This is a genomic window from Thalassospira sp. CH_XMU1458 (assembly GCF_037027205.1).
Lineage (GTDB): Bacteria > Pseudomonadota > Alphaproteobacteria > Rhodospirillales > Thalassospiraceae > Thalassospira > Thalassospira tepidiphila.
On record NZ_JAYMDW010000001.1, the window covers coordinates 740,710 to 759,945 of the forward strand.

The window sequence follows — 19,236 nt, forward strand, 5'->3', positions numbered from 1 at the left end:
CCGGCAGTGGCACAATTATTCAAACGTTCATGTTTCGATCAGTAATGGATAACCGAACGGATGCTTTCGCCTTCATGCATCAGATCGAACGCTTCGTTGATGTCTTCAAGCTTCATGGTGTGGGTGATGAAGTCCGAGAGCTTGAACTCACCGGCAAGGTAGCGTTCAACATAATCGGGCAGCTGCGAGCGGCCTTTGACGCCACCAAATGCCGTGCCGCGCCAGACGCGACCGGTGACCAGCTGGAACGGACGGGTGGAGATTTCCTGACCGGCACCGGCAACACCGATGATGACCGACTCACCCCAGCCCTTGTGGCAGCACTCAAGGGCTGAACGCATGACATTGACATTGCCGATGCACTCGAACGACCAGTCAACACCACCATCGGTCAGCTCGACAATGACTTCCTGGATCGGCTTGTCATAGCTTTTCGGGTTAATGCAATCGGTCGCGCCCAGCTTCTTGGCGAGATCGAATTTCTTCTCGTTGAGGTCAATGGCAACGATGCGACCGGCACCGGCCATCTGTGCGCCGATGATGGCCGAAAGACCGATACCGCCAAGGCCAAAGACGGCCACAGAGTCACCCTTTTGCACCTTGGCCGCGTTAACCGTGGCCCCCATGCCGGTGGTGACCCCACAACCCAGCAGGCAAACTTCTTCAAGCGGGGCGGATTTGTTGATTTTGGCAAGCGAGATTTCCGGAAGCACCGTGTATTCCGAGAAGGTCGAGCACCCCATGTAATGATAGATCGGCTTGCCATTCTGCGAGAAGCGCGTGGTGCCGTCCGGCATCAGGCCCTTGCCCTGGGTTTCGCGGATTTTCTGACACAGGTTGGTTTTGCCCGATTTGCAGAATTTGCACTCGCCGCATTCCGGGGTGTAAAGCGGGATCACGTGATCGCCAACCGAAACGCTGGTCACACCTTCGCCGATGGATTCAACAATGCCGCCGCCCTCATGGCCAAGGATCGCCGGGAAGATGCCCTCGGGATCGTCGCCCGACAGGGTAAAGGCATCGGTGTGGCAAACGCCGGTCGCAACGATCTTGACGCGCACTTCGCCGGCTTTCGGCGGGGCGACCTGAACTTCTTCGATCGACAGCGGTTTGCCTGCTTCCCAGGCGATGGCGGCTTTGCAGGTAATGGTCTCGGCGCTCATGACGCTACTCCGATGGTTTGATGTGGAATGCCAACAGTCTATTTATTTCCCTTGATGTGATAATCCGCTATTTTGGTAATTCACTTTTACGTATGTGTAATAATCAAGACGGGGTCGGGTAATGAATGCCTGGGACGGGATCAGCGAATTTATCGCCGTGGCCGAGCGGCAAAACTTTACCCATGCCGCCAGGCAGCTTGGCATTTCAGTCGCCCAGGTCAGCCGACAGGTCACAGCGCTTGAAGAAAAGCTCGGCACGCAATTGTTTTACCGCACCACGCGCAAGGTCAGCGTGACCGAGGCGGGGCAGATTTACTATCAGCATTGCCGGCAATTGCTCGACGGGTTGGACGAGGCGGAGCGTGCGATTGGTAACCTGACGGAAGTGCCGCGCGGCAAGCTGAAACTCACCGCGCCGACGACTTATGGCGAAACCGTTATTGCGCCGCTGGTCAATGATTTCGTCACCCGCTATCCCGATCTGGAAGTGCAATGCCGCTTTACCAACCAGAAGCTAGATCTGGTGCTGGAAGGCTACGACATGGCCATCCGTCTGGGCCGCTTGGAAGGCACAACCGGCAGTCTGATGACCCAGCAACTTTCAACCAGGCGCCTGTATGCCTGTGCCGCACCCAGCTACATCGCCAAACGTGGTGAGCCCTATTCTCTGTCCGAACTGCACCACCATAATTGTCTGGTTGGCACACTCGATTACTGGCGGTTTGAAGAGGATGGTCGCGAACGCACCGTGCGCATTCATGGCTCCATCCACGCCAATAGCGGGCAGGCGCTTCTCGATGCCGCACGCAAGGGCATCGGCATCGTGCAATTGCCCGACTATTACGTCGATCCTTGGATTGCCAGTGGCGACCTCGTCCCGGTGCTTACCAAATACCAGCCATCCGATGAGGGCATCTGGGCAATTTACCCGACCAACCGGCATCTGAGCCCCAAGATCAGGATGCTGGTGGAGCATTTGGGTAGGTATTTGGGGTAGGGTGCGACCGATAAAAATAAACCAAATACGATAGTATTTTGCGTTGTATTTATCTCAAAAGGTGTAATTCTTGACGCAAGACCGGTTGAATTTCGTGTTCTGTGGAAGCTGTGTCAGGGGGAATTTCCATGATAAATCGTCGTTGTGTTGTCGTTTCGGGAATATTGTTTTCTCTTTTTGCCATGACGGGGTGCCAGACATGGCAAACGGTGTACGAAGACGATTACAGTTACCCCGCCGCAAAGCCTTTTAATGCGAAGTTCAATACTTGGTTCTGGCGTGAGGATGCGACAGGAACCCATTTTTTCAATTACATCGACACGCCCGGGAATGCAGGTCCTGACAAGAAAGGGTGTTTTGCTGATGCGCCTTGCGTCAAGCTAACCGCGCCCGTGTACGTGCAATCCGGTAATACCAAACCGCCCTATATCAATGCGGAGATGTATAACAATTCATGTGCGCGACAAGGGCCGGGGCATCCAGATAAGCAGCCATATGATCGATTGCTTGATCCAGTAAATCCGCTTTTGCAGTCGATAACGTTTATTCAGCCGGCCGAAATGCATGCCAATATCAAGAAATATTGTGATCTGCCATATCCTTACCGCCCGGTTGAAGGTGTAGCGAAACAGGGGCCTTTTGCCGAGGACTCGTGGAACACAACAACCAAAACCAATATCGCGCACAACTATCTGGCATTGATCGCAGATAAAGAGGCTCTTTGGAAATGGTATCGCGACATCGGATTCAACAACATTTATCTGGCGAATGATGCGGTCTCAAGCCGGATTGTTGCAAATGTTCGTGCAGATGGCACGGGTGGTGGCAGCAGAGGTTGGGGCTATTGGAATACCACGATGAATCCATTGGTGATGCAATTCGCATGGTTCATGGAGGTCACCACAGAGAAAAAACCACCCAGCTCCGGATTTGACAACAACGTTTGGATGATGACTGTGCGCGGCGGTTCGAGCTTGGATTTTTGCCTGACACCACTTAGCCCCGAAAAATACAGCATCTACGATTGGCATCAGTACAGTATCGAATGGACAAGCAAGTCTGTGCAGTATTTTGTCGATGATGTGCTGGTGGCAGATCACCGGAAATACATTCCCGATATTGGGCTTGCGTTTCATAACTGGGTGGATAATCGCAACTACGGAAAATATGGACCGCCAAACTACGCACTTAAAACACCCAAGACCAACCTGATCAATCAGTTTGCCGTCTATGAGCAGAAGCCAACCGGCCAACAAAGCTTATCGCCGGTAAGTGTCAACGGGACCACATGTGGCAGTGTTCCCTTTGATAAAGACATCAATGAAATCGAAAAGCTGATTAAAATGATCATAGAAGCCTATGAGTAGAAGGGCTTCTACCGAGGCCTAAATATCTGGTCTTTCTCCATCACAAATGCTGATCAAGTGCGTCATATAAGGCCGCAAAAGTTTTCAGGATTTGATGAGGTAAGAAATGTCACAATGCACAGGATCAAACGGCGATCTTTGGGAAGTCTATGAAGCAAAGGATGGCTGGCGTTGGCGGCGTACGGCCAAGAATGGAGAGATTGTTGGTGCGTCGACGCAAGGCTATTCGAAGAAATCCGATTGCATCGCCAATGCCAAACGTCCGGCGTGTGATTGTGATTTGAGCTAGGTCGAGATCATCCTGCACAATCAAAAAGCCCCGCGGCCTGTGCCAGCGGGGCTTTGATGTTCTGGGATGCTTTTGCGTTTGCGTTACTGCGCCGTCCAGCCGCCATCCACGGAAAGGTGCGTGCCGGTCATTTGTGATGCCGCGTCCGAGCACAGGAACAGGGCGGTCTGGCCGATCTGTTCGGGGCTGACGAACTGTTTGGACGGGTGTTTGTCCGACACAAGGCGGGTTGCGGATTCTTCAACCGAGATGTTGTTTTCCTTGGCACGTGCCTCGATCTGGCGTTCGACCAGTTCGGTGCGCACCCAGCCCGGGCAGATGGCATTGGCCGTGATGCCGGTTTCGGCGGTTTCAAGGGCGGTGACCTTGGTCAATCCGATCACGCCATGCTTGGCCGCGACATAGGCGGCCTTCTGGACGGATGCGACAAGGCCGTGGGCCGATGCCGTGTTGATGATGCGGCCCCAGTTTTGTCTCCGCATATAGGGCACGGCAAGCCGCGTGGTGTGGAAGACCGATGACAGGTTGATCGCAATCACCGCGTCCCACTTTTCGGGCGGGAAATCTTCGACATTGGCGGTATATTGGATGCCGGCATTGTTGATCAGGATGTCAACACCGCCAAACTTGGCTTCGGCGTCTTTCATCATCGCTTCGATCTGATCGGGTTTGGACAGGTCAGCACCGTTATAGTGCGCAGTGACGCCATGTTCGGTTTCAAGAGCTTTGCGGGTCGCCTCGATTTCATCGGCGTCGCCAAAGCCATTGAGCATCACATCAGCACCAGCCCCCGCAAGGGCCTTGGCCATGGCAAGGCCGATCCCGCTGGTCGAGCCGGTGACGAGTGCGCGTTTACCTGTCAGCATTTTGTCTTCTCCCTGTGAAATGGGCTTTCTGCCCTTTGATTTAGGAAGATCATGCCGCAGTGCAATGTAAGTGGCAAGAAATGCTGTTGTCGGGTGGTTGGCTTTTTAGGTGCCGATACCGTATTTGCGCAGCTTGTTGGCGATCGAGGTGTGCGAAACGCCAAGCCGTTTGGCAAGTTTGCGCGAGCTGGGATAATCCGGATAGAGGCGGGCCAGCATTTCTCGTTCAAGCAATTCCATGCCGCTATTGAAATCACTTTGCGCCAAGGCGGTGGCGATCAGATCGGCCTGTTCGCTCTCGCCCGAAGGAGAAGCCTCGCCGCTATCCGGCGCGCCATGAGCCTGTTGGGTGTCTCGTTCGGGGGGCGTGGCCGTGCCGGTGGCGGCATCGGCCAAATCACGTGCGCCAAGGACATCGCCATCAAGGAGTGCGACGGCGCGAAACAGGGTGTTTTCAAGTTCACGTACATTGCCCGGCCAGTCGTGGCGGCATAGCCATTCAAGCCCATCGCGGGCGAGGCGCGGTGGTGTCCGCTCGGTCTGCTGGGCGGTGCGGTCGATGAAAAAGGCTGCCAGATCGGCAATGTCTTCGACCCGGTCGCGCAAGGGCGGCAGGGTGATGCCAAGAACATTGAGGCGGAAATAAAGATCTTCGCGAAACGAGCCGTCATGGGACATCGCCTCGAGGTCGCGGTTGGTCGCGCTGATAACCCGGACGTCGACGGTGATTTCATCGGTGCCGCCGACGCGCCGGAACCGGCCATCCTGCAGCACGCGCAAAAGCTTTGCCTGCAAATAGGGCGTCAGTTCGCCGATTTCATCGAGAAACAAGGTGCCGCCATCGGCCAGTTCCAGAAGCCCCGGCTTGCCGCCGCGCCGGGCACTGGTAAAGGCACCGGCGGCATAGCCAAACAGTTCGCTTTCAGCCAGGCCCTCGGGCATCGCCGCACAGTTAAGGGCCAGAAACGGTTGATCAGCGCGCGAACTTGCGCGGTGGCAGGCACGCGCAAACAGTTCCTTGCCGGTGCCGGTTTCGCCAAGGATCAGGATCGGGGCATCAATAGCAGCAAGCCGTTCAGCCTGTGATTTGACGCGCAGCATGGCCCGACTGGTGCCAATAATGTCGTCAAAGCCAGTGTGGCTGCGATCCTGAAGGGCGGTGATGACGCGGCCCAGCCGTGCCGGTCGGTGAAACACCATCACACCGCCCCAGGGCGCATCATCGCTGGCGTCTGAGCCATCATCAACATGGCCGATCGGTTCGACCTGCAAAAGATAGGTCTGGCCACCCAAAACCACTTCGCGTTCCGGCAGACGAAAACCACCTTGGCGCAAATCTTCAATAGATGGTTCACCAAGTATGCTCGATATATCCTGATCACGCAGAGGTTTTTCAGGGGTGGTTGAAATTGCCTGTGCTGCGGGATTGGCCTGGGCAATCAGGCCGTTGGCATCAACCGCGATCACCGGATCACCCAGGGCGGCAAGCGTTGCATGCAACTGTGCGCGACGGCGTTCGGTTGGCAGACGGTCGATTTCGGTAATGTCGAAAATGCCGGGGATTTTCTTCAAGGCGCTTGCCAGTGCCGGAAAGCGTTCCGGGCGGATGGCCGGGATATCTGCATAGATATGATGGGTGGTGACTTCGAATGTGCGGATGTCCAGGCCCTGATCGGTCAGGACGTTGATGACGTCACGCGTAATGCCGAGCCTGTTTTCACCGCGAATTTCGAACCGCATATCCGTACCGATAAGTTTACATTGTATCGATAAATGTACAGTCCTAAGCGACTGAAATCCAGCGTCTTTGCGCTTTCCGATGATGATAGCCGTCGAAGTGTAAGTTAATATTTACGCACAAAGAGCCGACCATTTCCGTAAGCCTTTGAAAACAAGAGATTTTCAAATCTGGCATGGCGATTGCGGTTATCGGGGCAGAATAAACGCATTTCAAGGAGCCTTCCGATGTCTGCCCATGACAAACATAACAGCGCCAAAACCGGCTTTGCCACCCGTGCGATCCATCACGGTTACGATCCGCAAAGCCACAATGGCGCGCTGAACCAGCCGGTTTACATGTCATCGACCTTTGCGTTCGAAACGGCCGAGCAGGGCGGGCGGTTCTTTGCTGGCGACGAGCAGGGCTTTATCTATTCCCGCATCGCCAACCCGACGCTGGATCTTCTCGAAAAGCGTCTTGCGGTGCTTGAAGGCGGTGAAGCTGCCGTTGCGACCGCATCGGGCATGGGTGCGATCACATCTGTCTTCTGGACCTTCATTGCGCCGGGCGACGAGATCATTGTCGATCGCACGCTTTATGGCTGCACGTTTGCCTATTTCCGCCACGGTCTGGAAAAATTCGGTATTAAGCACACCCATGTCGATCTGACCGATCCGAAAGAGCTGGAAAAGGCGATCTCGGACAAGACGAAGATTGTCTATTTCGAAACACCGGCCAACCCGAACATGCGTCTGGTTGATATCGAAGCCATTTCCGACATCGCGCACAAGCATGGTGCCAAGGTCGTTGTCGACAACACCTATTGCACGCCGTATCTGCAGCGCCCGATTGAACTCGGTGCCGATATCGTTGTGCATTCCGCAACCAAATATCTGGGTGGCCATGGCGATCTGATGGCTGGCGCGGTGATCGGAACACTTGAAGACATGACGCAGGTCCGTCTGGTCGGGCTTAAGGACATGACCGGTGCGGTGCTTTCCGCACAGGATGCCAACCTTGTGATGCGTGGCCTTAAAACGCTTGAGCTTCGCATGGAGCGCCATTGCGACAATGCTGAAAAGATCGCCGATTTCCTGGAGAAGCACCCGAAGGTCGAGAAGGTCTTCTATCCAGGGCTTGAAAGCGACCCGCATCATAAACTGGCCAAAAAACAGATGGACCGGTTTGGCGGCATGATCGCGTTCGAGCTTAAAGGCGGGATCGAGGAAGGCCGCAAACTGATGAACGGCCTTAACATGATTACGCGCGCGGTCAGTCTGGGCGATGCCGAAACCCTGATCCAGCATCCGGCATCCATGACCCATTCGACCTACACCGCCGAAGAACGTGCCGAATATCAGATCACCGATGGTCTGATCCGTCTGTCAGCCGGGCTTGAAAGCATTGATGATATTCTGGCTGATTTGTCTAACGCACTCGATGGCGATCAGATGGCGATTGCTGCCGAGTAACGGCAAATCAACTGTGGATCGGGGTGGCCTGGCGCCATTCCGGTCCACTGTTTTCACCCGCCACTAGTCAAACAGACTGTATTGAGCCATTGCTTCGCGCGATCGGTCTGACAGGTGTTTATTGTCGATCCGCATGACTTTCAGATCGTGCAAATCAATCTGCGAGAATGACGGTGCGGTATCGCGATGGGTTTTCAAAAGATTCAGCATCATGCCGTTTGAAAAGGCGCGCTTAAGGCCGGTTTCGATGATGTCGCGCAGATTGGGATTTTGCGGGCTGACAAAGAAATAGATCGGCTGCGGGTAATAAAGTGCTGTTTTATGGCCGATTTCGATACCGGGTGCTTCCCACTTCATCCAGTTCCATTCGCCGGCAATCTGCCAGTAGGCGCGCGGATAAAGATCAAATCGCCTTGCGTCGAGCATACGATGAAGCGTTCGATATCGTCCGCTAACGACGTCAAAGCCGTTATCAGTCAAAATCTCGTTGTCTGGCCATCCAAGTCCCTGACCCATGGAAAGTTTCCTGAGATCGTCAATCGTCTCAATCTGACTGAACGGTTCTTTGAGGTCTTTATGCAGCATGAACAGCCGCAAGCCGGTGGTGCCAAGATAAATCGGGATATAGACGGCAAGCAGCCTTTCTTCGCGCTCTGCATTGGTGCCAAAGAAAACCACATCAAACTGGTCGGCAGCTTCGAGCATGGGGATACGCCGGTCTTCTGTCGGGTAATCCATGCATACCGGCAAAAGGGTGGCGTTGTGCCCGCTCAGTCTCAGGGCCAGTCGCAACAGATCGATGTGATATTCCCGGTGTGCTTCCCAGGTGATCTCGCCGCGGCAAAATTCCGATGTTGTATCCATGGGGATGCGCACGAGGCGCGGATCATTGGCGGCTTCTGGCTGCGCATGGGCAGGGATGCCACCAAACAGGTACGCAGTGAAGACCATCAGCCAAAGAAATTGTCGAGCAACATCTTGGATGGCTGTGAACCGGTTGGCCACAGAGGATAATGCGCCTCGAATTGCTCCGATCCGGACTGTCATCAGAACAGAATAACTTCGGTCAGGGAAAGAGATCTTAACGAGAGAAAGTTTGGCAATTTAGACGTCACCGGAAGCGAACTTTAGGAGAGGCGGTATCTATATATCAGTATAAGATATTTCTGTGCAAAGAGTTTGAGCCGGGGTTGCACCCAAGCCGCAATCTTCCACCCGGCGCTGGTCGAATTTGGCGGTCTTCCGGGTTTGATCGACTCGCACGGGAATAAGTGCGGGGCAGCGATTTTCGGGATTTTTTGCTGGAACGGAAATTCGAGAGTTTCCCTGTGATCGTCGCAGCTGATTCCAACATTTCAGTGAAATTGCCGAATCTTGTGTGAATTGCCGGACCGCCATCTTGATTTCCGCGACGTGCCCCTAAAAATCGGCATTGTGGTGCCGAATTATTGAGACGCCAGACGACATCGCATGAAACCCGCAATATCGGATAAAAAAGAAAGCAATCAGGAAATGTCAGTACAGGAAAGCGCACCGGAAATCGGTGAAATCATCGAAGCAAGCAGCACGGCCGATATCAATGCCAAGGACCTTGAGATGCTGGGTCTGCTTGAAAAGAAAGTGCGCTGGCTGTCAAGCTGGACAATCCATAATGCCAACCATCTGCGCCCCAAGCGCGACGGCATCAAGGTTGGCGGCCATCAGGCCAGCTGTGCGTCGATGACGACCCTTATGACAGCGCTTTATTTCAATGTTCTGCGTCCGCAGGATCGGGTTGCGGTTAAGCCGCATGCAAGCCCGGTATTTCATGCGATCAATTATCTGTTTGGTCGTCAGACCAAGGAAAAGCTCGAAGCATTCCGCTCGTTCGGTGGTGCGCAATCCTATCCGTCACGGACCAAGGATGGCGATCAGGTCGATTTCTCCACCGGCTCCGTCGGCCTTGGCGCGGCAGTGACAAACTTTGCCGCCCTGACGCAAGATTACCTGCGCTACAAGGACATGCTGCCCAAGGATGAAACACCCGGTCGCATGGTCGCCCTTGTCGGGGATGCCGAACTTGATGAAGGCAACATCTATGAGGCGCTGCTTGATACCTGGAAACATGACATTCGCAATGTCTGGTGGGTGATCGACTATAACCGCCAAAGCCTTGATGGTATGATTGATGCCCATCTGTTCCGCGTGATTGGCCGTTTCTTCCGCGCGGTTGGCTGGAACGTCATTACCATCAAATATGGTCGCAAGCTGCATGATGCCTTTGCCAAGCCGGGCGGCAAGTCGCTGAAAAAATGGCTGAATGACGCGCCCAATGACATCTATTCCGCCCTTACCTTCCAGGGCGGGGCGGCATGGCGCAAACAGATCACATCAGACATGCCGGGCGACAATGCGCTGGCAAGCCTTTTGGGCGACTATGACGATGATCAGCTTCATGATCTGATGACCAATCTGGGCGGCCACTGCATGGAAGCGGTGCTAAGTGCCTTTGACGCCGTTCCCAATGACAAGCCGACCGTGTTTATTGCCTATACCGTCAAGGGCTATGGCACGCCGCTTCAGGGGCACAAGGACAACCATGCGGGCCTGATGAACGTCCCGCAAATGGATGCCTTCAAGCTGCAAAACAAGATCGCCGACGGGCAGGAATGGGATGTCGCGGCTGGCCTTGATATCAGTGCCGATGCGCTTCGGGACTACATCGCCAGGGCACCGTTTAACGATGATGCCCCGCGCAACAAGTCGGCCAAGCACATCACCATCCCCGAAATGCCCTATGCGCGTGCCGAAACGTCCAGCACGCAGGAAGTCTTTGGCAAGATTTTGAATGAACTGGCCAAGATGAAGAATAGCGACCTGTCGGACCGGATCGTCACCACATCGCCCGATGTGACGGTCTCGACCAACCTTGGCGGGTTTGTGAACCAGCGTGGTCTGTTTGGCCGCGAAGAACTGGCCGATGAGTTCAAGGAACGCAAGGTCCCCTCGGCCCAGAAATGGATCAGATCGCCGAGCGGACAGCATGTTGAGCTTGGCATTGCCGAAAACAACCTGTTCCTCAACCTTGCCGCCCTTGGCCTGTCGCACAGCCTGTTTGGCGAACGCCTGTTCCCGATTGGCACGCTGTATGATCCGTTCATTGCGCGCGGCCTCGATGCGCTGAATTACGCCTGCTATCAGGATGCGCGTTTCATGGTGGTGGCAACACCAAGCGGCATCACGCTGGCCCCCGAAGGCGGGGCGCACCAGTCGATCAGCACGCCCATGATCGGCATGGGTCAACCCGGCCTGACCAGTTTTGAGCCAAGCTTTGGCGATGAACTGGCTGCCATCATGGGCTGGTCGTTTGAACATATGCAGGACCCGGATGGTGGATCGATCTACCTGCGTTTGTCGACCAAACCGCTGTCACAGCCGGAACGTGACCTGTCACAAACTGAAAAGACCGAAATTATTTCGGGCGGCTATTGGCTGCGTCAGCCGGGCGACGATTGCAAGATGGCGATTGCCTATTGCGGTGCCATGGCACCCGAAGCAATTGCGGCCTGGGAAAAGCTGTCTGAAGATCATCCGGGGCTTGGCCTGTTGGCTGTCACCTCGACCGATCGTCTGTACAATGAATGGCAGGATCTTGAGCGCGCCCGCCTTGAAGGCAAGGCCGATGGTAAAATGGCCCATGTCGAAAATCTGCTGAAACCGCTGGCGGCGGATGCACGGCTTGTCACGGTGATTGACGGCCACCCGGCCGCGCTTGCGTGGCTTGGTGGGGTGCGTGGTCATGCGGTTGCCCCGCTTGGTGTGAATGCCTTTGGCCAGTGCGGCGACAGCATCGCGCTGTATGATCACTACCAGATCGGCACCGATGCGATCCTGCGCGCGGCAAAGCGTTGGGATTGAGTAAGCTGACCCATTGAATTTAGAAAGGGGCGACGTTGTTGATGTCGTCCCTTTTTTATTTTGAACTGGTGACCAAGCGCGCTTGCAAGTGATCGGTCGACGGAACAACTCTTCGCAAAGCATCTTGAAGATGTCGGTTGATGTTTATCGTGGTCTGAAAGGACGTTGGTCATGGAATATCTGATGTTGCTCGGCGGGTTGGCCGGGCTTTTCTTTGGGGGAGAATCTCTGGTGCGCGGTAGCGTCGGGATCGCCCGCAAACTTTCCATGTCATCGCTTCTGATTGGTTTGACCGTGGTCGGTTTCGGGACATCGACGCCGGAACTTCTTGTCTCCATGGATGCGGCATTGCGTGGTGTGCCGGATATCGCGCTTGGCAACGTTATCGGGTCCAACATTGCCAACATCTTGCTGATTGTTGGTGTTTCTGCCGTGGTTTGGCCAATCGCCGTATCTGGCCGCACGCTTGGTCGGGACACCGCTGTGATGCTTGGTGCTGCTGTCGTGCTGGTGCCGTTCTTTGCGCTTGGTGACCTTGGTCGTGTCGCCGGTGGGTTTATGTTTGCGGCGTTGATTGGTTATCTGGTGTTTGCCTATCGCCAGTCGCGTTCGGAACCCGCGTCATCGACGGATCTGCCTGAGGCAGTTTCAAATGTCTGGCTGTCAATTGTCTGGGTTGTTGCGGGGCTGGCCATGTTGATGGTTGGCGCCCATTACCTTGTCGAAGGGGCAGTGACCATCGCGCGCACCTTTGGGGTGTCCGAAGCCTTTATCGGGCTTACGATTGTTGCGGTTGGTACGTCCCTGCCAGAGCTTGCGACATCGCTGATTGCTGCATTGAAACAGCAATCCGAAATCGCGATTGGCAATATTATTGGGTCGAACATTTTCAACATCCTGGGGATTCTTGGCCTGACAGCGGTTGTGTCCCCGATTCCGGTCGCGGACCGGTTCCTGATGTTTGACCTTCCGGTGATGATTGCAGTTTCGATTGGCCTGACGCTGATGCTTCGCCGTCCACAGATTGGCCGGATACCCGGCATCATCATGCTGGTGCTGTATGCCGGTTACGTCTGGACGGCCCAGTAAGGATTGTTAGCGCAGGGCAGGCTGTTTGGCGGATTTTCTAGAAAAACGCCTGCTTTATGCCGTCAATAATGAACTGAACCGCGAGGGCGGCCAGGATCATGCCGAGCAGGCGTGATACCACGGTGGCGACGGTTGGGCCGAGGCGTTTGGCAACCACGTTTGCCAGCAGGAAAAAGACAAAGGCGATCACCATCACGACGGCGACCACGCCAATGACGCTGGCCTGCATGGCGATATTGTCTTCGAACTTGCCCATCAGAAGCATCACGGATGCGATGGCACCGGGGCCGGACAGGAACGGGATCGACATCGGGAAGATCGAGACATCATCGGCCTCGTCATCCGGGATGGTCGGGCCGTCCGCTGTTTTGGTGGCAGCGGGCTTGGTTTTGGCTTTGGCGGTCTTTCCGGCCTTGTCGGTGTCGTGATCTTCTTCAAGTTCCTGATGAACCTGTTCGGCGCGCTGGTTACGTTTCTGGCTGCGCTTTTCAAACAGCATTTCAAGCGCGATCAAAAACAGCAACGTGCCCCCGGCAATCCGGAAAGCAGGCATATGAATGCCAAACACGCCCAGCAATCCTTCGCCGATCAGCGCAAAGGCCGCAAGAATGAAGAAGCTCGTTAAGCAGGCACGGATCGCCATGCGCCGGCGGTGCGCAGCACTGGTGCCTTGCGTCAGGACGATGAAGACCGGCACCAGACCCAACGGGTCGATGATCACAAATAGTGTGACAAAGACCGGGATCAATTCGTTGAGCATATCAAGGCTTGGCATCGGTTCTTCCTGCTTTCGGCGATTGCGCGATGGATGCGTATATTGCGCCCATCTTCGCAGGTAAATGGTTAAATGGGCAGTTCTTTCGGGCGGTTTGCCAATGCTGGGCCTTATCGCCGTTTGCCACGATTGCGCCCATAGCGCCCGGCGCTTTCCGGCCAGTCGACATAATCAACCGGTTTCTTGCGCACCCATTTGACAAACTTGATGATATCGGGACGGGCAAGCAGCTTGTCAGAGCTGTTATAGTCGCGTGCAAGGGTGGCTTCATCAAACAGGCGATGGATCATGCGATGGCAAACGCGATGGAGCCATTCGGTTTCAGTCCCGCCCTGTGATTTCGGGTGCCAGTGATGGCGATCAACACTGGGACCTGCGATCATCGTCCGACCACAGATCGCACATTGTCCAAGATCAGAACGATCAGAATTGCCCGGTATTGCCATGGTCGATTATTGCGGCGGCATCCGCCGGTTTTCAAAGAATTTCTGCCAGGTACCGGGTTTGAGGGCGCGGAGCGCCTTGATCCGCGCGCCAACCGACGGATGGGTATCCAGCAGGCTGGGCGGCTGGGTGCTGCGATAAGGCACAAGACCCAGACGTTTGCGGTTGATCTGATCAATATGCAGCAGTGCATCAATCATGTCTTCCGGGCCATTGAGCAAATCACTTGCCCCGTGGTCGGCGGCAAATTCACGGTCGCGGATGACCGCGCGCTGGAACAGGAAGCTAATCGTCGGCACCGCACCAAACAGGATAATCATCCAGGCGGGTGGATTGAAATCGCCAAAGATGAAAATTGCCAGACCAAACAGCGCGATGGTCCATGTTGCGCGATAAAGCACATCGGTAATCAGCAAGATACGGGTATCGCCATGCCAGGCATGCGCCACTTCATGGGCCAAAATGGCGCGCATTTGACGTGGTGACAGGCCATGAACCGCATCGCTTGAAATCGCAATCGTGGTGTTGTCGTCCGTTCCGGTCGTGATGGCGTTAACACCCTTGCCGGGCAGCAGGAACAATTTTGGTTTGTGACCAAGTTCCGCGCGTTCGGAAAGCAGGCGGCTCATTTCATGAATGGCGGGATAATCTTCCCCCGAAAGCGGACTGGCGCGCAGCATCTTCATCAGGATTTCTGGCGAGATCATCGGTGAAAGTACGAGCATCAGGGCAACCGCAATACCAGCCGAAATCATCATCGATATCCCGCCCAGCATCCATGCACAGGCGGCAAGAACGCCGATCATGCACGCCATCAGCCCGCCCGCGTGGGAGACTCCACCGGGTTGAATGGCGAGAAAGCGTTGAATGAAGTCGGGAAGCTGCGGCGTGTTGTCAGCCATTCGCGATTTGCCTGTCAGGGTTCGGGTTGGGGCCTTATCCAAAGATAGGGATGATCACTGCATATACGCAAATGCAACCTTTGGGATGGTCGGAAAAATTTATGTCAAACAATCGGTTGTTTGCATTGATCCAGCACAGGTTGTTGCCCGCAAGTCGCGGTTGGGTTTCGAGGACGGGATTTGGGAAGAATTGCGCGATGAGATGACGCGGTAAGGCAATGAAATAAAGGGCTTTGCGGCGAAATCTTAACACATCCTTATATATTCGACTAGAATAGTGGGAGTATGCCATTGGCTAGGATACCCGTTGTGGCTTTGCCGCGCGGGTGGTTTGTCATGCGCAATTGCCAAATGGTCAACGGCAACAGATATAAGAGATCTGCCCTTGTTTCATGGGCGGTGGTAGTGGAAGGACTTGATGAGCCTGTTGGATAGAATCCGACCAACCCGCAAATCGGATGCGGGACGCGAAGGGGATCGTACCCCGCTGGAACGGTTGTTCTGGCGGTCGATTGCGCTTGTCGGCGGATTCTCGATGGTGATCAACCTGCTGAACATGGTGATCCCGATATATTCCATGCAGGTGTTTGACCGGGTTCTTTCCAGCCGGTCGGTGGATACGCTGGCCCTCCTTACCCTGGGCATTGGTCTTGTTCTGGTTTTCATCGCCTCAATGGAACAGCTGCGATCACGGGTTTTGATCCGGGTCGGGACGGCACTTGATCTGCGTTTGGGCGGGGAGCTGTTTGCCCACGTTGTGCAGCAATCGGCACGCGGCAGCCAGATGCGCCAGCGACCTTTGCGCGATCTATATGGTTTGCGCGGGTTCCTGACCGGTAGTGGGCCGTTTGCCCTGATCGATTTCATGTGGGCCCCGGTCTATATCGGGGTTGTGTTCATCTTTGATACCCGGCTTGGCATGGTGGCATGTGGTGGGGCGTTGCTTTTGATCGTGATTGCGATTGCCAACGAAGCCGCGGCCAAGATTTCCGTCGACCGGTCCGAAGAAAGCCAGAACCGCGGTATTGCGCAGGAAGAAACCTATGTCCGCAATGCCGAGGCGATGGAAGCGATGGGCATGACCCAGTCTGCCCGTCAGCGTTGGCAGGCGGACCAGTCAGACTCGCTTTATTGGGAAGGTCAGGCCAGCCGCCGTGTTGGCACATCGACCACGTTATCGCATTTTGTCCGCCTTGCCATGCAGGTCTGCTTTATCGGGGTTGGCGCCTATCTGGTTCTGTCCGAAAGCATTACGATCGGCATCATGGTGGCGTCCATGATCCTTGGCATGCGCGGTTTGGCGCCATTTGATGGCGCAGTGACCGCATGGCGCAGCTGGAATGCGGCCCGCAGTTCGTTCGAGCGTCTTAATAATATCCTGCTTGAAAAACGTCAGACGGTCCCGGCACCCATGCCGCGCGGACGCGGCATGTCGGTCAGTGTCGATCGTCTTGTCTTTGCGCCGCCCAACAGCCGCAATGTGCTTTTCAAGGGATTCTCGTTCAAGGCCGGACCGGGGCAGATCATTGCAATCGCCGGGTTCAACGGGGTCGGCAAGACCGCGCTTTTGAAGCTGATCATGGGCATCTGGTTGCCGGGTTCGGGGTCGGTCAAGCTTGACGACGTTGAAGCATCCCGCGCAGATCGCACCGAAATGGGCGCGCAGATAGGGTATCTGGCGCAAAACCCGTTCCTGTTCCCAGGCACAATTGCCGAAAACATTGCCCGTCTTGGCAATGCGGAAATGCGCGACATCATTCAGGCTGCTGAATTGGCAGGCGCGCATCAGTTCATTCTGGATTTGCCAGATGGCTATGACACGCGGGTTGATCGTGGCGGTCGCAATCTTTCGGGCGGGCAGCGACAATTGATCGCACTCGCTGCCGCCCTGTTTTCGCGTCCGCGTTTGTTGTTGCTTGATGAACCGACAACAGCCCTTGATGACAATGGCGTTACCCATATCAGCGAACTGATCGATGTTTTGCGCCGAAACGGCATCACGACCTTTATCGTCAGTCACGAACGCGAAATTCTGGCACGCGCCGATGCCATTCTGGCACTGGCCGACGGGCAAATTCAGGTTGTGCCGGTCAAGGGTGGCGCGAAATCAGCAGTATCAAAACCGGTTCCGGAAAGTGATCAAATTGCGCGTGGCCTGCCACCAATGTCCCGCCCGGCCGAGCCAATGGCCGACGCGTTGCCATATGATGGTCAAATGCGCATCACCCCCAAACAGATTGCCGTGCCCAATCCCGACGCACCGCGCCCGATTGTCGAGAAAAACACGGTCCCCAATACCCATCCGGCAGCAGCCATGAGCGCGCCGGAACCTGAGGTCGGGATCGAGGAAACACCTGAGATCGCGGATTTCGGTGCCACCGGTGAAGCAGGTTCTGGTCGCGCACAAGCTGCGAAGCAGGCGGCAGGTATCGCCAAGACAGAAATGAAGCCACAGCCGACCCCGGGTGGCACGATGATGACCATGCGCCCGGTCAGCAAGAAACAAGCTGCGACAAGGGACGCAGCCCGCAAGGATCCGCCAGCCCGTGCATCGCGTGAAGCCCGTCCGGCAAGTGCCGCCGATCTTGCGCCCAAGCGCGCCGCGACCAAACCAAAGGCCCAGCCGGAACGCACCGCACAACCGGCCCGCAAGCCTGCGCCACAGCGCAAAATAAGTGAAGCCGAGGCCATCGCCAAGGCCCGCGAAGAAGCCGCGATGCGCATGCGCAAAGTGCGTGAGGATGCCGAACGCGCGGCTGCAGCGCGGGCACCGCGCCGCAAACCGGCCGAGGCAGAAGACCGCCCGATGGATCGCGCACAACCAAGTGCACAAAATACCCGTCGCGGTCGTCCGCAATTGCGTGTGGTTGAAGGATCGGCTGAACGTCGACAGGGTGGTGCCTGATGTCTGGTGGTGTGCAACTTCCAACCGCGCGCGAGCTTAGTACCGATGTTAAGCCGTTGGTGCGGATCGGCTTTTTGATCCTGTTCTTGGGCTTTGGCTCGGTCCTTCTGTGGGCCGGTACTGCTGAGGTCAATTCGGCCGCGACGGCCAGTGGTGTGGTTGCGCCATTTTCGGGCCGACAAAGCGTTCAGCATCTTGAAGGCGGCATCATTCGCGACATTCTTGTGCGCAATGGTACGCGGGTCCAGGCGGGTGATGTCCTGATTAGGCTTGATGATACACGTTCACGGGCGAGTTATGATCTGCTCAATAACCGTTATCTCAATGCGCTGGCGACCCAGACGCGGCTGATTGCCGAACGGGCGCAGGATGATTATTTGTCATTCCCGCCGCCGCTTGAAGATCCGCGCTATTTTTCGATCACCGATGCACAACGCACCCTGTTTGACAGTCGCCGCAGTGCGTTTGCCGGTGAGCTTGCGCTCTATGACGAGCGCATCAAGGAATTGCGTCGCGAGATTGTTGGCACGCGCGAGCAAAAGACCGCTGCCGAACAGCAGGTCGGGATCGTCAAGGAAGAGCTCGCCATGGTCAAACCGATGGTTGATCTTGGCTATGCGCGGCGGACCCGGTTGCTGCAACTCGAAAGCCGGTTGGTTGAAACCCTTGGTAATATCGGGCGGTTTTCCGCAGATATTGCCCGGATCGAACAGCAAATCCAGCAGGTCAAGGCCAGCCAGTCACAACTGATGCGTGACCACCTGCAATCGATCAACACAGAATTGCGCGATATCCAAAGCGAGATTTCCGATCTGAACGAACGCCTGCGCTCGGCCGAGGATATCCTGGTGCGTTCCGACATCAAGGCGCCGCGCAATGGCACGGTGACCAACATGCAGTTCACCACGATCGGCGGGGTCATTCCGCCCGGTGCACAGGTGCTTGAAATCGTGCCGGCGGATGATCGGCTTGTGATCGAGGCCCGCGTTTCCCCGAACGATATTGACGTCGTTTCGGCCGGGCTTCCGGTCAATATCCGGGTGACATCGTTCAGTCAGCGCTGGTTTGCGCCGGTCAAGGGCACTGTAACCGATGTCTCGCCGGACCGGCTGACAGACTCCGAAGGCCGATCCTATTTCCAGGCCATGGTCGAGATCGATGCCGAGAGCCTGGCAGAGCATGAAGGCATGATTTTGTCGCCCGGCATGCCCGCCCAGTTGGAGATCGTAACGGGTGCCAGAACGATTCTTGCTTACCTGTTTTCACCGATCACCACCAGCTTTGATCGCGCATTCCGCGAACAATGATTTGGTAAATAACGTATAGGTCATGATGGCAGAATCTATACAA

15 protein-coding genes are annotated in these 19,236 nt (G+C 55.6%); 8 read left to right on the forward strand and 7 right to left on the reverse strand.

All coding sequences use genetic code 11. The annotated features are described in order from the left end of the window. Positions 1-38: 38 nt before the first annotated feature. The gene (locus WBY09_RS03475; RefSeq protein ID WP_064787616.1) at positions 39-1,163 is read right to left on the reverse strand and encodes an S-(hydroxymethyl)glutathione dehydrogenase/class III alcohol dehydrogenase; all 1,125 of its coding nucleotides are present in this window, start codon (positions 1,161-1,163) and stop codon (positions 39-41) included. A 121-nt stretch (positions 1,164-1,284) separates the two neighbouring features. Here WBY09_RS03475 and WBY09_RS03480 point away from each other — a divergent pair, with 121 nt between their 5' ends. The 3 genes from WBY09_RS03480 to WBY09_RS03490 all read left to right on the forward strand — a co-directional run bounded on the left by WBY09_RS03480 (position 1,285) and on the right by WBY09_RS03490 (position 3,816). After that, the gene (locus tag WBY09_RS03480; protein WP_063086779.1) at positions 1,285-2,160 is read left to right on the forward strand and encodes a LysR substrate-binding domain-containing protein; all 876 of its coding nucleotides are present in this window, start codon (positions 1,285-1,287) and stop codon (positions 2,158-2,160) included. Between the two features lie 128 nt (positions 2,161-2,288). Then, complete coding sequence (locus WBY09_RS03485) at positions 2,289-3,527, forward strand: family 16 glycosylhydrolase (RefSeq protein WP_336231999.1); 1,239 nt, start codon at positions 2,289-2,291, stop codon at positions 3,525-3,527. Between the two features lie 106 nt (positions 3,528-3,633). Then, positions 3,634-3,816 carry a YegP family protein gene (locus WBY09_RS03490; protein ID WP_008888404.1) on the forward strand — a complete coding sequence of 61 codons (183 nt, stop codon included), beginning with the start codon at positions 3,634-3,636 and terminating at the stop codon, positions 3,814-3,816. 83 nt (positions 3,817-3,899) lie between these two features. Here the strand turns inward: WBY09_RS03490 and WBY09_RS03495 are convergent, their stop codons facing one another. Next, the gene (locus WBY09_RS03495) at positions 3,900-4,682 is read right to left on the reverse strand and encodes a 3-hydroxybutyrate dehydrogenase (RefSeq protein ID WP_336232000.1); all 783 of its coding nucleotides are present in this window, start codon (positions 4,680-4,682) and stop codon (positions 3,900-3,902) included. Between the two features lie 105 nt (positions 4,683-4,787). Continuing rightward, positions 4,788-6,422, reverse strand: a complete 1,635-nt coding sequence (locus tag WBY09_RS03500) for a sigma 54-interacting transcriptional regulator (protein WP_336232001.1) — start codon at positions 6,420-6,422, stop codon at positions 4,788-4,790. Positions 6,423-6,647: 225 nt separating this feature from the next. On the opposite strand from WBY09_RS03500, the gene WBY09_RS03505 reads away from it, so the two are divergent. Further along, positions 6,648-7,874 (forward strand): methionine gamma-lyase, encoded by a 1,227-nt coding sequence (locus WBY09_RS03505; RefSeq protein WP_296989541.1) that lies wholly within the window; start codon positions 6,648-6,650, stop codon positions 7,872-7,874. Between the two features lie 63 nt (positions 7,875-7,937). Here the strand turns inward: WBY09_RS03505 and WBY09_RS03510 are convergent, their stop codons facing one another. Continuing rightward, on the reverse strand, positions 7,938-8,825 hold the full coding sequence (locus tag WBY09_RS03510) for a hypothetical protein (RefSeq protein WP_336232002.1): 888 nt from the start codon (positions 8,823-8,825) through the stop codon (positions 7,938-7,940). A 561-nt stretch (positions 8,826-9,386) separates the two neighbouring features. Between WBY09_RS03510 and WBY09_RS03515 the strand changes: the two genes are divergently transcribed. Then, positions 9,387-11,771: a transketolase gene (locus WBY09_RS03515; protein WP_336232003.1), complete on the forward strand. Its 2,385-nt coding sequence runs from the start codon at positions 9,387-9,389 to the stop codon at positions 11,769-11,771. Positions 11,772-11,942: 171 nt separating this feature from the next. Continuing rightward, on the forward strand, positions 11,943-12,860 hold the full coding sequence (locus WBY09_RS03520; protein WP_336232004.1) for a calcium/sodium antiporter: 918 nt from the start codon (positions 11,943-11,945) through the stop codon (positions 12,858-12,860). A gap of 37 nt (positions 12,861-12,897) precedes the next feature. Here the strand turns inward: WBY09_RS03520 and WBY09_RS03525 are convergent, their stop codons facing one another. From WBY09_RS03525 to WBY09_RS03535, 3 genes are all read right to left on the reverse strand, one after another. Further along, entirely contained in the window at positions 12,898-13,635 is a 738-nt protein-coding gene (locus WBY09_RS03525; RefSeq protein WP_336232005.1) for a MarC family protein, read from the reverse strand. A 110-nt stretch (positions 13,636-13,745) separates the two neighbouring features. Next, positions 13,746-14,018, reverse strand: a complete 273-nt coding sequence (locus WBY09_RS03530; RefSeq protein WP_336232006.1) for an HNH endonuclease — start codon at positions 14,016-14,018, stop codon at positions 13,746-13,748. A gap of 69 nt (positions 14,019-14,087) precedes the next feature. Further along, positions 14,088-14,981: a M48 family metalloprotease gene (locus WBY09_RS03535; RefSeq protein ID WP_286792819.1), complete on the reverse strand. Its 894-nt coding sequence runs from the start codon at positions 14,979-14,981 to the stop codon at positions 14,088-14,090. Positions 14,982-15,399: 418 nt separating this feature from the next. Here WBY09_RS03535 and WBY09_RS03540 point away from each other — a divergent pair, with 418 nt between their 5' ends. After that, on the forward strand, positions 15,400-17,886 hold the full coding sequence (locus tag WBY09_RS03540) for a type I secretion system permease/ATPase (RefSeq protein ID WP_336232007.1): 2,487 nt from the start codon (positions 15,400-15,402) through the stop codon (positions 17,884-17,886). Continuing rightward, positions 17,886-19,193, forward strand: coding sequence for an HlyD family type I secretion periplasmic adaptor subunit (locus WBY09_RS03545; protein ID WP_197146101.1), 1,308 nt, complete (start codon positions 17,886-17,888; stop codon positions 19,191-19,193). Before WBY09_RS03540 ends, WBY09_RS03545 begins: the two co-directional genes overlap by 1 nt. Positions 19,194-19,236: the final 43 nt, after the last annotated feature.